A 13,392-nucleotide genomic window follows, 5' to 3' on the forward strand; every position below is an offset into this window, starting at 1 on the left:
CTCTGTCCTGCCGGACATCTCCCCCACAGGTGGGGAGATCAGCCGGCCGCTTGATTTTCGCCAATCGGCGACGCTGGAGGATGGAGGCGATCGAAGCTGGTAATCTCCCCACCTGTGGGGGAGATGTCCGGCAGGACAGAGGGGGGCAACGTAGGGCACCATTCTGTCCATGTCGGCTTTCAGCCCTCGGCCCGCCTCAAGCGCGCATGCTCGACGGCGATCCTTGCCGCGAGTTCTGCATTGTTGCGCACCAGCGCGATATTGGCTTTCAAGCTACGGCCCTGCGAAAGCTCGTTGATGCGGGCGAGCAGGAAGGGCGTCAGCTCCTTGCGCGAAATGCCTTTCTCGTCGGCTTCCTTCACGGCGGCAGTAATCGTGCCATCGATGAAGGCGGGGTCGAGCGCATCGGCTTCGGGAATGGGGTTGGCGATGAGGATGCCGGTGCGGGACGCCATCTCCTCGTGCAGGACCATCGCTTCTGCGATCTCGCGCGGCGTGTCGAGCCGATGGTCGGCCTTCTCGCCGCTGGAGCGGGTGAAGAAGGCCGGGAAATCGTCGGTGCCGTAGGCGATGACGGGCACGCGCTGGGTTTCGAGGAATTCCAGCGTCTTCGGAATATCGAGGATCGACTTGACGCCTGCGCACACCACCGTCGTGCCGGTATTACCGAGTTCGGTGAGATCGGCGGAAATGTCGAAGGTGGCTTCCGCGCCGCGATGCACGCCGCCGACGCCGCCGGTGGCAAAAATGGAAATGCCGGCAAGGTCAGCCAACCGCATCGTGGCCGAAACCGTCGTGCCGGCCGAACCCTTGCGCACCATGACGGCGGCGAGGTCGCGGCCAGATGCCTTCACGACGCCCTTGGCCTGCGCAAGGCTCTCCAGTTCGGCGTCGGTCAGGCCGACGCGGAGTTCGCCGTCGATCACCGCGATGGTCGCCGGCACCGCGCCGTTGTCGCGCACGACGGCCTCGACGCCGCGCGCCGTTTCCAGATTGGCGGGATAGGGCATGCCGTGGGTGATGATGGTCGATTCCAGCGCTACGACCGGCCTGCCCTCCTTGAGAGCGGCGGCGACTTCGTCGCTGAGATGGATGAGTTCTCTAGTCATTCTGGTCTCCCTGTCAGGCGGGGATGCGATACATGCCGGCGGAAAGGAAACGCGCCGACAGATCTGGATGAACGCTGGATTCGCTTTCGGTGGTCAGCGTGGCGAGCAGCGCACCGGTGCGCGCCGCGTTTTGCGTCGGATCGCCCGAAAGCACGCGGTACATGGTGCCGGCGATCATGGCATCGCCTGCGCCGGTGATGTCGACCGGCCGCGCCGGCACCGAGCGCATGGTGACGACGCCTTCCTCGGTCGCGACGGCATAGCCATGCGCGCCCATGGTGACGATGACCTCGCCCGCGCCTGCAGCGCGCAAGGCTGCGGCCGCATCCTTGGGCTTCAGCCGCTTTTCCGGCTCGGTGATGCCGAGGATGGTATTGGCCTCGTCGTGGTTGGTGAAGAGCAGATCGATGCCGCTCAAATCCTTTGGCAGCTTGGCTGATTTCGGAGACGAAACGGTGTCGACCGCCAGCTTGAAGCGGGCGCCCTGCTTACGCGCGATCAGCGATTCTATCGTCGCGGCCGGCAGGTTGCAGTCGATGAACACCCAGGTCGCGGCGGCCAGATGCGGCCAGAAGCGATCGAGATAGGAGGGCGAGAAGAGATCGAATATCTCCATATCGGCGATGCCGAGGGCAAGGTCGTTCTTGGGATCGAGGATCGCAGCATATTCCGCCGTCGGCCGTTCCGTGGTGGTGATGACCTGGCTGACATCGGCACCGAGATCGCGCAGATGGCGAACCAGCGAGCGGCCCGTCTCATCATCGCCGACGATGGAGACGAAGGAGATATCGACGCCGAGGCGGACAAGATTTTCGGCCACATTGCGGGCGACGCCGCCGAAGCTGCGATAGCCGTCGACCGGGTTCGAGGTCTCGAAGATCAGTTCCTTCTTGGCGTGGTACTTGCGGTCGAGCACCGCGCCGCCAATGCAGATCATGCGCTTGGAGGCCGGCAGCACATAGCCGCGACCGAGGATGTAGCCCTTGTTGACGAGCTGCACGATGTGCGCGGCCACCGTCGAGCGGGCGAGGCCAAGTGCCGTGGCGATGTCCTGCTGACCGGCGAAAGGGTTCGCCGCGATGAGCTCGAGAACCGCTTGCTCCTGTGCTCCAAGGTCGTCCATCGCACCACCCGCAGGGTTGAAATCGCCGTTGAATAATTTCGATATGGACAACAACAGATGATCTTGTCAACATGTGTTTGTGCATATAACGTTTGGTCAACCGGCGTTTCCGCTTCCTGTTCGAAAGCGGAGAACAAGGCACAGAGGAAGGCATCGTGACGCATATGCAAGGTCATCCGCCCTGTCCGTTTTCGCTGCTTCAGCACACTGAAGCGGCCATGCATCGCCTTCGCTTCCTCGCCCTCTCCCATTTCATACCATCAGCAGGAAGGTGACAGCGATCATGCAGTCCGCGCCGCAGACCCAGACAGTGGATCAGGAAATTCCCGTAATCGATATCGGGCCTTTCATCCGAAACGAGGCAAGTGCTGCGGCAGTGGTTGCTTCAATCGAAACGGCTGCCCGCGACACCGGCTTCTTCCTCGTCACCGGCCACGGCGTTTCGCCGGAAAAGACGATGCGCCTCTACAATCTGGCGCGCGCCTATTTCGATCTGTCGGAAGACTACAAGCGCAGCCACGGACGCGGCACCGGCCTTCTCGGCGGCGTGTCGTTCTCGCCGATGGCCGATGAGGCGCTGGCGGCGACAAAAGGCATCAAGACGCCCGGCGACTACAAGGAAAGCCTGAATTTCGGCCTGCGCCTGCCCGGCGATGTCTGGCCCGGCCAGCCCGAAGGCATCGAGGCCGCCTTCCACGACTATTTCGGCGAGATGGAAACGCTGGCACGGCATCTGCGCCGCATCTTCTGCCAGGCGATCGGGCTTGATGCCGACTATTTCGAGCCGGCCTTCGACAACCATCTCTCGGCACTGCGCGTCATCAACTATCCCGAGCAGGAAGAAGACCCCCTGCCCGGCCAGCTGCGCGCCGGCGTCCACACCGACTACGGTTTCATGACCATCCTGCGCTCGGAAGCTTCGTCCGGTGGCCTGCAGGTGCAGAGCCGCGACGGCCGCTGGCTCGACGCGCCGTCCATCGACGGCGCCTATGTCATCAACATCGCCGACGCCTTCATGCGCTGGAGCAATGACGAGTGGGTGTCGACGCCGCACCGCGTCGCCAATCCGCCGCGCGAGAAGAAAGTCTCTTCACGCCGGCAGTCGATTCCGTTCTTCGTCAATCCGAGCAAGGAAACGCTGATCAAGTGCCTGGAGCCCTTCTGCGCCGACGGCAAGCAGGCCAAATACGAGCCGATCAGCTATGGAGACTATATCGACCTGAAGACGAAGCAGGCCTTCGGCCGCTGACGAAATACCGGGCGAGGGCAAGGCGGGGCACAAACGCAACCTTCTCCATCGGACTGCCAAGACGCACATGAACAACAAAGGGGAACTGGACATGACGAAGCTGACGAGACGACAGACATTGGCCGGAATGGGCGCGCTTGGCGCTGCCGGCGTACTCGGAATGCCGGCGATTGCGCAGGCACGCACGCTGATCGTGCCGACGCTGGGCGGCGTGTGGGAACAGTTCTGGCGCTCCACCGTCGCGCCCGATTTCGAAAAAGCCTCCGGCGCCAAGGTGACGCTGGATGTCGGCAACGGCCGTGTGTTCGGCGCCAATCTTCGTGCCGCCGGTGCGGACAAGCCGCCCTACTCGGTCATCATGACCAATGAGGTCTTCGCTTCGGGCCTACGCAAGGAAGGCTTCTTCGAGAAGCTCGATATTGCCAAGATGCCCAACTACAACGACCTCTACCCGCTGGCGCAGGTCGCCGGCGGCTTTGGCGCCACCGGCGCGATTTCGCCGATCGGCATCGGCTACCGCACCGATATGATCAAAACGCCGCCAAAGGCCTGGAAAGACCTTTGGACCAACGAGGAATTCAAGGGCCGCATCGGCCTCTACAATTTCGCCAACAGCGCCGGCAAGATGGAGCTGCTGCTTGCCTCCAAGCTGTTCGGCAAGGACCAGTACGATGTCGATGCCGGCTTCGACGCGCTGGCTAAGCTCGGTCAGGTGGTGCAGGTCGACTTCAACCTCTCGACGGCACTTTCGGCCGGCGAGATCGTGGTCGCACCCTTCGATTTCGGCGAGATCGCGCGCCTGCGCAAGCAGGGCCTGCCGGTCGACTGCATCGTGCCGGAAGAAGGCATGATCATGTTCGACCAGACCATCAGCATCCTGAAGAACGGTCCGGAAAAGGAGCTCGCCTATGAATACGCGAATTACCTCCTGTCGCCGGAAGTCCAGACGCTGATGGCCAAGGAATTCTTTGTGTCACCGACCAATTCGAAGGTTGTCATTCCGGACGACCTGAAGGCCGATGTCCCGGTATCGGGCGAGGCCATGTCCAAGATCCTGACCTGGGACTGGGATTTTGTGAACGAAAAGCAGGGCGATCTCGCCGAACGCTGGGCAAAGACTATCCAGTAGGACGTCCGGAGCATAGCCGGCGCATTCCGTCTGGCGACGGGATGCGCCGGCTGCCTTATTCGACCGAGCGCAGCCAAGCCGCGCGCCGGCAGCATAGCGATGTGGAGAATTGATCAATGACAGAGGTTAGCATCGAGAAGCTGACCAAGACCTTCGGCAGCGCGCGCGCCGTCGATGGCATTTCCGTCCGCATTGCAAATGGTGAATTCATCTCGCTGCTCGGCCCCTCCGGCTGCGGCAAGACGACGACGCTGAAGATGATCGCCGGCTTCGAGGATGTCAGCGGCGGTGCGATCCGCTTCGACGGGCAGGACGTCGTCAACGTTCCGGCCGAAAAGCGCGACATCGGCATGGTGTTCCAGAACTATGCACTGTTCCCGCATATGACGGTCGAGCAGAATCTCGCCTTCGGGCTGGAGATGCGCAAGGTCGCCAAGCCCGAGATGCGCAGCCGCATTTCCCGCGTGCTGGAGATGGTGCAGCTTACCGGCTATGCCGAACGCTATCCGCGCCAGCTTTCCGGCGGCCAGCAGCAGCGCGTGGCGCTGGGCCGGGCGCTGGTGATCGAGCCAAAAATCCTGCTGCTCGACGAGCCACTCGCCAATCTCGACGCCAAGCTGCGCGAGGAAATGCGCGTCTTCATCCGCGACCTCCAGCGCCGCGTCGGCATCACCACCGTCTACGTCACGCATGATCAGGCCGAGGCCATGACCATGTCCGACCGCGTCGTCGTCATGTTCGGTGGCCGCATCGCCCAGATCGGCGTGCCGTCAGACATCTACGAGCGGCCTGAGAATCTGGACGTGGCGCAATTCGTCGGACAGGTGAATCTGGTCAAGGGCACCGTGCGCGAAGGCGGCAGTGACGGCCGCTGCGCAGTCGAAACGACCTTCGGCGTCATCGAAGTCCACAGCGCCCGGATGCATGCGCCGGGAACCGCGGTCACGCTAACCTTGCGGCCGGAAGCCATCGAGCTTGGCGCGCCGGGCAAGGGTGCGAAGGGTACCGTGCTTTCCAGCTATTATTCCGGCAGCCTGATCGACTACCGCATCGAGCTTGAGGGCGGCGAGATCATTCACACGCAGGCATTTCCCCACAACCGCTTCGCCGACAAGGAACGGGTGGGCGTATCGGCACCCGCCGACCGCTTCTGGCTGCTGGGAGCCGCCGCATGACACCGGGCAGAACCAAAGGCATCGGCCCTTATCTGCTGATCCTGCCGGCCGTGCTGCTGCTCGGCATCTTTCTCGTGCTGCCATATCTCAACATCGTCCTGATGAGCTTTCGCGTGCCAGGCCAGGGCACGCCCTATGGCGTCGGCTTCACCGCCGGCAATTACGTAAAATTCTTCACCGACAGTTTTTACATCATGCAGGTGGTCAACACACTGTGGATCGGCCTGCTGACGACCGCCATCTGCCTCGTCGTCGGCTTTCCCGTCGCGTGGCAGCTTGCCAGGGCCGACATGAAGTTTCGCGGGCTGGCCTACGGGCTGGTGCTTTCGCCGCTGCTGGTCGGTATCGTCATTCGCAGCTACGGCTGGACGATCCTGCTCGGCAACAATGGCCTGATCAACCGCACGCTGTTGAATATCGGCCTGATCGAGCGGCCGCTGCCGCTGATGTACAATGCGCTCGGCATCGTCATTGCGCTGGTGCATGTCTTCCTGCCCTTCATGATCCTGCCGATCATGGCAGCAATACAGGGCGTCGATCCTTCGCTGCATGCGGCGGCCCGCTCGCTCGGCGCTTCGAAGACAACCGCCTTCCGCCGCATCATCCTGCCGCTGTCGCTGCCCGGCATTCAGGCCGGCTGCATCCTCGTCTTCGTGCTGTCGCTCAGCGCCTATGTGACGCCGTCGCTGATCGGCGGCCTGCGCGTCAAGACCATGGCCGTGACGGTGGTCGATGCGCTGATCGACACGTTCCAGTGGCCGTTCGGCTCGGCACTGGCGCTCTGCCTGTCGGTGACGGGCGCGATCGCGGTGGTCATCTTCGCCCGCCTGACACGCATGAAATGGAAGGCGTACTGAGATGTCGAGAAAAGTTCTCACTATCTACTGCCTTCTCGTCTACGCCTTCCTGCTGGCGCCGATCCTCGTGGTGGTCGGCGCTTCGTTCAATGCCGGCTCGTTCCTGACCTTCCCGCCGCAGGGCCTGTCGCTGCGCTGGTATGTGACCTTCTTCAACAATGAAGTGTTCATGCGGGCGATCCGGACATCGCTGTGGGTGGCGGCGGTCTCGACCGTCATTTCAACGCTGATCGGCACGGCTGCGGCGCTCTACTATGTGCAGCATGCGGGCCGCGGCAAAGAAGCGATCCGCATCGCCATGCTCTCGCCGCTGCTTTTGCCGGAAGTGCTGACGGCGATCTCGCTGCTGTTCTTCGTCTATTCGGTCGGCATCGGCACGCAGACCATGTTCGCCATGATCGTCGGCCATGTGCTGATCACGCTGCCCTTCGTCTTCATCAACGTCTCGGCTTCGCTGGAAACATTCGATCCGGCCTGGGACATGGCAGCGCGCAGCCTGGGTGCCGGGCGCTTCACGCGCTTTCGCCGCATCATGCTGCCGCTGATCAAGCCCGGCGTCATCGGCGGCGCGCTGTTTGCCTTCATCATCTCCTTCGACATCTTCACCATCTCCTTCATGCTGAAGGGAATAGGAACATCGACGCTTCCGATCCAGCTGTTTGACTATCTGCGCACCAACTTCACGCCGGAGGCGGCTGCCGTCTCGACCGTGTCGATCGTGCTGACGCTGGTGGTGGTGATCGTGTCGGAAAAGGTGCTGGGCCTGCGCATTCACCGCTTCTGACGAGCTTTTCGCCGGCAAAACAGTATCGCCGCAGGCCAATGCGGCGAACCCCCGCCAAACCATCTAGCTCGTCCGGTGCAAAAAGCGCCTGCGGACAGTCAGTTCGTAGGAGGCACATGCTACCGCCAACGGGCGAATGCATAACCACCTTTTCCCATCTGCCAATAAGCACCGTCCATGACTGATGGTGGGCTCTGGCCAATAACAGGCAACAGGTCAGCAAGAGGCTCGGCGACACTTTTTGAATCCACTCGTGAAGCTCGCCGAGCCTCATGAACCGTGAAAGATGGGCGAAACAATGGACATCGTCGAAGAAATGCTCGGCATGGCACGGGACCCGGCCACCTTCACCAAGGACGATCTGGCGGAAATGGTACTTCTCGCGGCCACCGAGATCATAAAGCTGCGGCAGTTTCCGCCGATCTGGGTGAAACAGGCACAGGCGAGTGCCCCACGCCGGGTGAGACGCGCGGCCTGATCGCAGCAATCAGAGCCGATGCGGCAACCTGCAGGGGTAAAAAACCTCGCAGGCACTTCAATCCTCGCGCGAAAGCCCCTAAAATGGATGCGGGGGCGTCGTGAGAGATTCGCATGCTTGCAGACGTCGCAGCGCCGTTTGCGCTGACCTTCCGCCTGTTGTGGCGTTTCTGGCCGCAGCTTGTCGCACTCGTGCTCATAGGCATTATCGCCGGCGACCTGCTTATGCTGCTCGCCGCCAAGGCTGCCTTTCTCAACCACATGCTGGGGCTGGCGCTGCTGACCTTCGTGGCGCTCACCCAGCTGATCGTCACCGTCGCGATGTTCCAGGTGCTGCGGCCAGGACTGCCGGAAATCAGTTCGGCGCAAACCGAGGCCGAAAGCGAAGCGGCCGGGCCGTCGAAAGACCGCGGCAAGGCGCGATTCGCCTCGATGATCACCATCGCGCTCCTGCCCTTCTTTGCCTACTACGCCACATGGGGTTTTCTCGGCGATACGGTGCGGCAATATTCGCGCATGGCGCTCGACATGGCGCCCTTCGGCGAGCGCGCCAACGTTCTTGACGTGCTGGATTCGCGCTGGCTGCTGGTATCGGTGGCGATCTCCTGGGCCGTGCGAAAGCTGGCGCAGACCATGCAGAAAAGGTCGGCCTACTCCTTCTGGCAGATCGTCGTCGTGATCTGCGAGACCAACTGGATCTTCGTCGGTCTCTACGTGCTCAGCCGCTGGAAGGACGACTGGCTGGCCTGGATCATGAGCCGCAACTTCTGGAGCTATTTCCAGGCGATGAACGACATGGTCGTCTCCTCGGCACACGCGGCCTCGATGGTGCCGGTGGAAGTGTCGTCGATCGGCATGGCGACGACACTGAACAATCTCTTCTGGTACATGATGCTGCCGGTGATCTGGCTGGTGATGACCGCGCTGGTCTATGGCTACGACGTGCGCGACGACAAGGAACTGATGCGCATCCATCGCCGCGTCGAGCGCTTCGGCGAGCGCTACAAGGCGGTGCCGGCTTTCCTGCGCGATTTCGTCGAGCATTTCATCAGCGGCTATCGCTCGCGCTACCTGCCGATCGCCAATGGCGTGCGGATTACCCTTAGCTCAGGCGTTATCCTGATCGTCATCCTGATCGTCGGCTATCGCTTCATTGATTGGGCCGCCGCCTGGCTCTGGCTGGGCTCGGCGCGGCTGATCGGTCCGCACGACCTCGATCTGTGGCAGATTCTGGCCAAGGGCGTCACATTGCTGTTCGGCAGTCCCTTCCAGGATTCGTCCACCGGCATCCTCATCGAGCCGCTACGCATCTGCTTTCTCGCCGCAATCCTCGAAACCGCCTTCTCGCTGCCGAAACGCGTTCAGGCAGCGGTGCCGCAGCCGGCGGAATGATCAGGAGCGTTTGAAGCGCAGATAGTAAGGACGCTCGCTGCCCAGGCCGACCGTCGGCACGACGGTTGCGAGCGCGTCTTTCGGGATGACGAAGGTTTCGCGGATCTTCACGATGTCGCCAGTCTTGGCGCCGGAAAAGATCGTCGAGTTGCAGGTCGCCATGTCGTCCACCCGCGAATTGCTGACATAGGACGGCAGCCACGAGCGCCCTTCGGCATCGACAAGGCTGATCTTGCAGCCGAGCCAGGCCTGCTCGAGATCGGCGTCGCCGATCTTCACGGTGAAATCGACGAAGACCGGCGCGGAATCGGGCGGGATGCGCAGCGAACTCGTGTCCTTCATCGTCTGCATGTTTTCCAGCCGCCAGTCGCTGCCGCCGAAATGCACATCCTTGAGCGGCTCCGCCTCGCGCGCAACGAGATCGTTGTTCTGGAGATAAAAACGCGTCTGCTGGTAGCCCATCTCCAAAATGGCGGCAGGAAGGAGGATGATCAGCCCCCAAAGCGCGCGGCGGCGCCATTTCCGTTCCGGTCCGCCATCTTGGGGATCGAGTGCTGCAGCATCGGACACGCTCATCACGCTTCCTCCTCAGATAGGCTGATCGAGGTCATAGACGTCGACCACGCCTTGCGGCGTTCCGTCGGAATCGAGCGGCACGCGGTCGAGCGCGATATTTGCCTGCGAATCGAGGGCAGAGAAGACGGCATGCGAGAAGACCAGCGTAGCACCTCCCACCTCGCCCGGCGGCAGTTCGAACAGGAACAGGCCGCGTTGCGGCAGACCGGGAGAAACCGAGATCGGCGGCAGGTCCGAGCGGGAGGAGAACCTCTCGGTCTGCTGGTAGCGCAAGCCGGTCGGCCCCAGCCAGGTGGCTGCACCCACCCTTGTCGTCCTGTCGCGGGCGGCAACGTCCGCAGCCACCACGGCCCACACTCCATCGGTGGTCAGCGTTTTCTGCGTGCCGAATTCGGTTACTTTCAGCTCACGTGCGAACACGACCTTGCCGATCTGCACATCAAAGAGACGGGTCTCGACCTTGTCCGCCATCGAGCCATGGACAGGTATCGGCGCGATGAGATCCTTGTAACGCGGCTTGGTGGATTTCATGCCGTAGCAGACGACCGCCGCTGCTCCGAGCGCTGCGATGTTAAAGACCCAGCGCATCATGACTGGCCCTCCGCGGCTTTTGTCGCCTCGACCGGCATTTCAATGCTGCCCAGTTCCCGCTCGTTGAACCAACCCGGTGTGCCGTAGAGATTGTCCTGCGGCTTGTAGGTCTTGGTGTTCACGACAAGAGGAAGCTCACCCGGCAAGGCAACCGCCTTGGGAAAGGTCCAGACATAGGCCATGCGCTCCGTCATGCCGGGATGGAGTGCCGGCGTCATGCTCGCATCGCGGGTCAGGATGACGGCGGGCTGTTCGGTCTGCCCGCCAAGCGGCGGCGCAAGCTGGAACAGCGTGAAATAGTCCTTCGCCGATTCAGCGGTGCGGTTGGTCATCTCGACCTCGAGCACCAGCGCCTGCTGGTCCGGCTTGACTGGCAGGTCGTAGACCCGGTCCGTGCCGATATAGGCCCGCAAAGGCCGCACAAGCCACTGGCCCGTCTCGATCTGGCTGTCGCGTGCCAGCACCGGTGTCTGCGCCTGCGGCAGCGCGCCGAAGGCGCCGAGCAGACCGGCCACCGTGACTGCTGCCAAGGTTCCCGCACCGACGGTGAACCAGGTTTTCACTTTGCCGCGTATCGCGCCGAACATGGGTTCCGTTCCCCTATTTCGAATCGATAAGCGCCCCGCCAGCTATAACTTAAGAGCTAAATCCTTCAGATGGAACCGCCAGCGCGAACACAACCGCCGCGATTGGGGCCGAACGTATTGCGTCAGGCAACCGAACGCATGGATTCTGAGCGCATACGCTCAGCCGAGGCGGCATTGAACGCAAGCCTTACAGCCATGTCGACCGCTACGCCGGGGACGAGATCGACCGGAATGCCCGCGCCTTCGATCCGGTCGATCACAGCATCCGCATGTCTATCGTGCATCGGATCACCTGCCATGAGCCAGACGATATGCTTGCCGCATTTGGCGAGTGCGATCATCTGTTCGCATACGCTCTGACTGCCGTCGACGCGGATACGCTGCGCTTCGCGGCGGGCAAGCTCCAGCGCTTCCCCTGTCACGGAATTGTCGAACAGGATGACATCAGCCGCCTGCAGGACGCGGACGGCCTTGATCGTCAACAGCTCAGCCTCGCCCGGCCCGGCGCCGACCAGCGTGATGCGGCCAGCCGCCTGATCGGGATTTGCGACGATGCTGCCGGCCTCGCGAAAGAGGTCGCGCGCTTCGCCTTGCGTGAACGGCCTGTCGAAGGCGCGCCTGACAAAGCGTTCCCAGAAGGCGCGGCGCGGCGCGCCTGCGGTGAGCCGCGCGTTGATGGAAGCGCGCATTGCCTGCGCCCAATGCGCCCATGCCGAAAGCGAAGCCGGCAGCAGCGTCTCGATCCTGCGGCGAATGGACTGTGCGAGAATGGGTGCAGCACCTGCCGTCGAAATGCCGATGACAACGGGCGAACGATTGACGATAGAGCCGAACTGGAACTGACAGAATTCGGGCCTGTCGATGACATTGACCGGGACGCCCGCTGCAATTGCGGCTTGATGAAACGAGCGCGCTTCGTCTTCGGAATCAGCGTCGGCAACCGCGATCGTCATGTCGCCAAAAGCATCTTCGTCCCAGCGCCGGTCATGATGCACGAAGCTTCCGGTTTGTCCGTTCTCAAGAAGTTTGACGAACCCCTCGCAAAGGTCCTCCAGCGGCGCAAAGACATGCACTTCTGCCCCCGCCGCCGCAAGAAGCTCGGCTTTCCAAAGTGCTGCCTCCGAGCCGCCGGCGACCAGGGCGCGCTTGTCATCGAGGTTGAAAAAGACCGGCAGGACGGAAAGCCTGCCCATGCGTGCCGGAGCGCGCTCACTCGGCCGCTTGAAGACGCCGTGCATCGATGATCCCCTTGATTTCAGCGCGGCAGGAGCCGCAATTCGTGCCGGCCTGGAGGGCGGCACCTATGGCCTCGACGCTGGCGCAGCCGCCTTGGACGGCTTGTGCGATCTGGTTGGCGCCGACACCGAAGCAGGAGCAGACGGTGGCGCCACGATCGGCCTGGTTGCCGCCCGGCCGTCCTGCCACCACCGCCAGACGCATGCGGCGGTCGGCATGGGTCGCGCTCAACTGCTCCACAGCCCAGCCGCGCGACACTGCCACCGGCTCGCGGGCCAGATAGAGTGCGCCGATGAGCCGTTCACCGAAGAAGCGGGCGAAGCGGTGCTGGCCATTTGCCGTATCGTGATAGGCAAGCGTTTCGCCCGTTTCCACGTGACCGAAAAGCGTGGCGGCAAAACCCGTCCAATCTCTATCCACTTCAAGCGCCAATTCGACGCGCCAGCCGCCGGCACATCGGGCCAGCGCCCAATAGTCGGCGTCGATGGCTGTGGGACGTTCCGCCAGCACGGCAAAGCCGAAGGCATGGGCGCCGAAGCGTTCCATGCGCGCCGGGGCATTCTTGGACGCCGGTTGGCCGGACACTGGATCGGTGACGGGTGCGACGAGCGCATCGACGCGCGCCTTGGCTGCGAACTGATCGGTCCAATGCATCGGCACGAAGATCGAGCCATGCTGCTGGCGAGGCGTCACCAATGCGCGCAGCAGCACTTCGCCGTGAGCGGTCGAGATACGGAGGATGTCGGCGTCAGATATGCCGTACTGGCGGGCGTCCGAAGGATGGATTTCGGCGAAGGGTTCGGCCAGATGCTGCGACAGGCGCTGGCTTTTACCGGTGCGGGTCATGGTGTGCCAATGGTCACGCACGCGGCCGGTGTTGAGAGTGAGCGGGAAGTTGTTATTGATCGCTCTTTGCTCAGGGGGCGTTACCGCAACGAATCTAGCCTTGCGGTCGGGCGTAAAGAAATTGCCATCTGCGAAGAAGCGAAACCCACCCCCCTCTGGCCTGCCGGCCACCCCCCCCCCCAAAGGGTGGGAGAGCGAAAAAGGGGGGGGTTTTGCCCCAACTTGTGTTTTCCACCTAAAAAGCAACAACGCCCCCCCCCC

At 62.5% G+C, this 13,392-nt stretch carries 14 protein-coding genes; 7 read left to right on the forward strand and 7 right to left on the reverse strand.

What is annotated here, in order from left to right:
* Positions 1-179: 179 nt before the first annotated feature.
* The gene (locus WBQ96_RS17850; protein WP_336552420.1) at positions 180-1,109 is read right to left on the reverse strand and encodes a pseudouridine-5'-phosphate glycosidase; all 930 of its coding nucleotides are present in this window, start codon (positions 1,107-1,109) and stop codon (positions 180-182) included.
* Positions 1,110-1,122: 13 nt separating this feature from the next.
* Entirely contained in the window at positions 1,123-2,232 is a 1,110-nt protein-coding gene (locus WBQ96_RS17855) for a carbohydrate kinase (RefSeq protein WP_336552422.1), read from the reverse strand.
* Between the two features lie 283 nt (positions 2,233-2,515).
* Between WBQ96_RS17855 and WBQ96_RS17860 the strand changes: the two genes are divergently transcribed.
* The 7 genes from WBQ96_RS17860 (at position 2,516) to WBQ96_RS17890 (ending at position 9,295) form a co-directional block, all read left to right on the forward strand.
* The gene (locus WBQ96_RS17860; protein ID WP_336552424.1) at positions 2,516-3,481 is read left to right on the forward strand and encodes an isopenicillin N synthase family dioxygenase; all 966 of its coding nucleotides are present in this window, start codon (positions 2,516-2,518) and stop codon (positions 3,479-3,481) included.
* A 91-nt stretch (positions 3,482-3,572) separates the two neighbouring features.
* Positions 3,573-4,610 carry an ABC transporter substrate-binding protein gene (locus WBQ96_RS17865; protein ID WP_336552426.1) on the forward strand — a complete coding sequence of 346 codons (1,038 nt, stop codon included), beginning with the start codon at positions 3,573-3,575 and terminating at the stop codon, positions 4,608-4,610.
* A 116-nt stretch (positions 4,611-4,726) separates the two neighbouring features.
* Positions 4,727-5,785 (forward strand): ABC transporter ATP-binding protein, encoded by a 1,059-nt coding sequence (locus tag WBQ96_RS17870; protein ID WP_336552428.1) that lies wholly within the window; start codon positions 4,727-4,729, stop codon positions 5,783-5,785.
* Positions 5,782-6,642 carry an ABC transporter permease gene (locus tag WBQ96_RS17875; protein WP_336552430.1) on the forward strand — a complete coding sequence of 287 codons (861 nt, stop codon included), beginning with the start codon at positions 5,782-5,784 and terminating at the stop codon, positions 6,640-6,642. The genes WBQ96_RS17870 and WBQ96_RS17875 overlap by 4 nt, the downstream gene beginning before the upstream one ends.
* Position 6,643: 1 nt before the next feature.
* A complete protein-coding gene (locus WBQ96_RS17880; RefSeq protein WP_336552432.1) occupies positions 6,644-7,426 on the forward strand; it encodes an ABC transporter permease in 783 nt (260 codons plus the stop codon).
* A 298-nt stretch (positions 7,427-7,724) separates the two neighbouring features.
* A complete protein-coding gene (locus WBQ96_RS17885; RefSeq protein ID WP_336552434.1) occupies positions 7,725-7,904 on the forward strand; it encodes a hypothetical protein in 180 nt (59 codons plus the stop codon).
* A 113-nt stretch (positions 7,905-8,017) separates the two neighbouring features.
* Positions 8,018-9,295 carry a hypothetical protein gene (locus WBQ96_RS17890; protein WP_336552435.1) on the forward strand — a complete coding sequence of 426 codons (1,278 nt, stop codon included), beginning with the start codon at positions 8,018-8,020 and terminating at the stop codon, positions 9,293-9,295.
* On the opposite strand, the gene WBQ96_RS17895 is transcribed toward WBQ96_RS17890, so the two are convergent.
* The 5 genes from WBQ96_RS17895 to WBQ96_RS17915 all read right to left on the reverse strand — a co-directional run bounded on the left by WBQ96_RS17895 (position 9,296) and on the right by WBQ96_RS17915 (position 13,131).
* Positions 9,296-9,871, reverse strand: a complete 576-nt coding sequence (locus WBQ96_RS17895) for a hypothetical protein (RefSeq protein ID WP_336552437.1) — start codon at positions 9,869-9,871, stop codon at positions 9,296-9,298.
* 12 nt (positions 9,872-9,883) lie between these two features.
* Complete coding sequence (locus tag WBQ96_RS17900; RefSeq protein ID WP_336552439.1) at positions 9,884-10,462, reverse strand: hypothetical protein; 579 nt, start codon at positions 10,460-10,462, stop codon at positions 9,884-9,886.
* On the reverse strand, positions 10,459-11,049 hold the full coding sequence (locus WBQ96_RS17905) for a hypothetical protein (RefSeq protein WP_336552440.1): 591 nt from the start codon (positions 11,047-11,049) through the stop codon (positions 10,459-10,461). The genes WBQ96_RS17900 and WBQ96_RS17905 overlap by 4 nt, the downstream gene beginning before the upstream one ends.
* Before the next feature lie 122 nt (positions 11,050-11,171).
* Positions 11,172-12,287 (reverse strand): SAM-dependent methyltransferase, encoded by a 1,116-nt coding sequence (locus WBQ96_RS17910; RefSeq protein ID WP_336552442.1) that lies wholly within the window; start codon positions 12,285-12,287, stop codon positions 11,172-11,174.
* On the reverse strand, positions 12,259-13,131 hold the full coding sequence (locus WBQ96_RS17915; RefSeq protein WP_442920920.1) for a molybdopterin dinucleotide binding domain-containing protein: 873 nt from the start codon (positions 13,129-13,131) through the stop codon (positions 12,259-12,261). Before WBQ96_RS17915 ends, WBQ96_RS17910 begins: the two co-directional genes overlap by 29 nt.
* Positions 13,132-13,392 lie beyond the last annotated feature (261 nt).

Source organism: Mesorhizobium sp. CCNWLY176 (genome assembly GCF_037153935.1).
GTDB lineage: Bacteria > Pseudomonadota > Alphaproteobacteria > Rhizobiales > Rhizobiaceae > Mesorhizobium_M > Mesorhizobium_M zhangyense.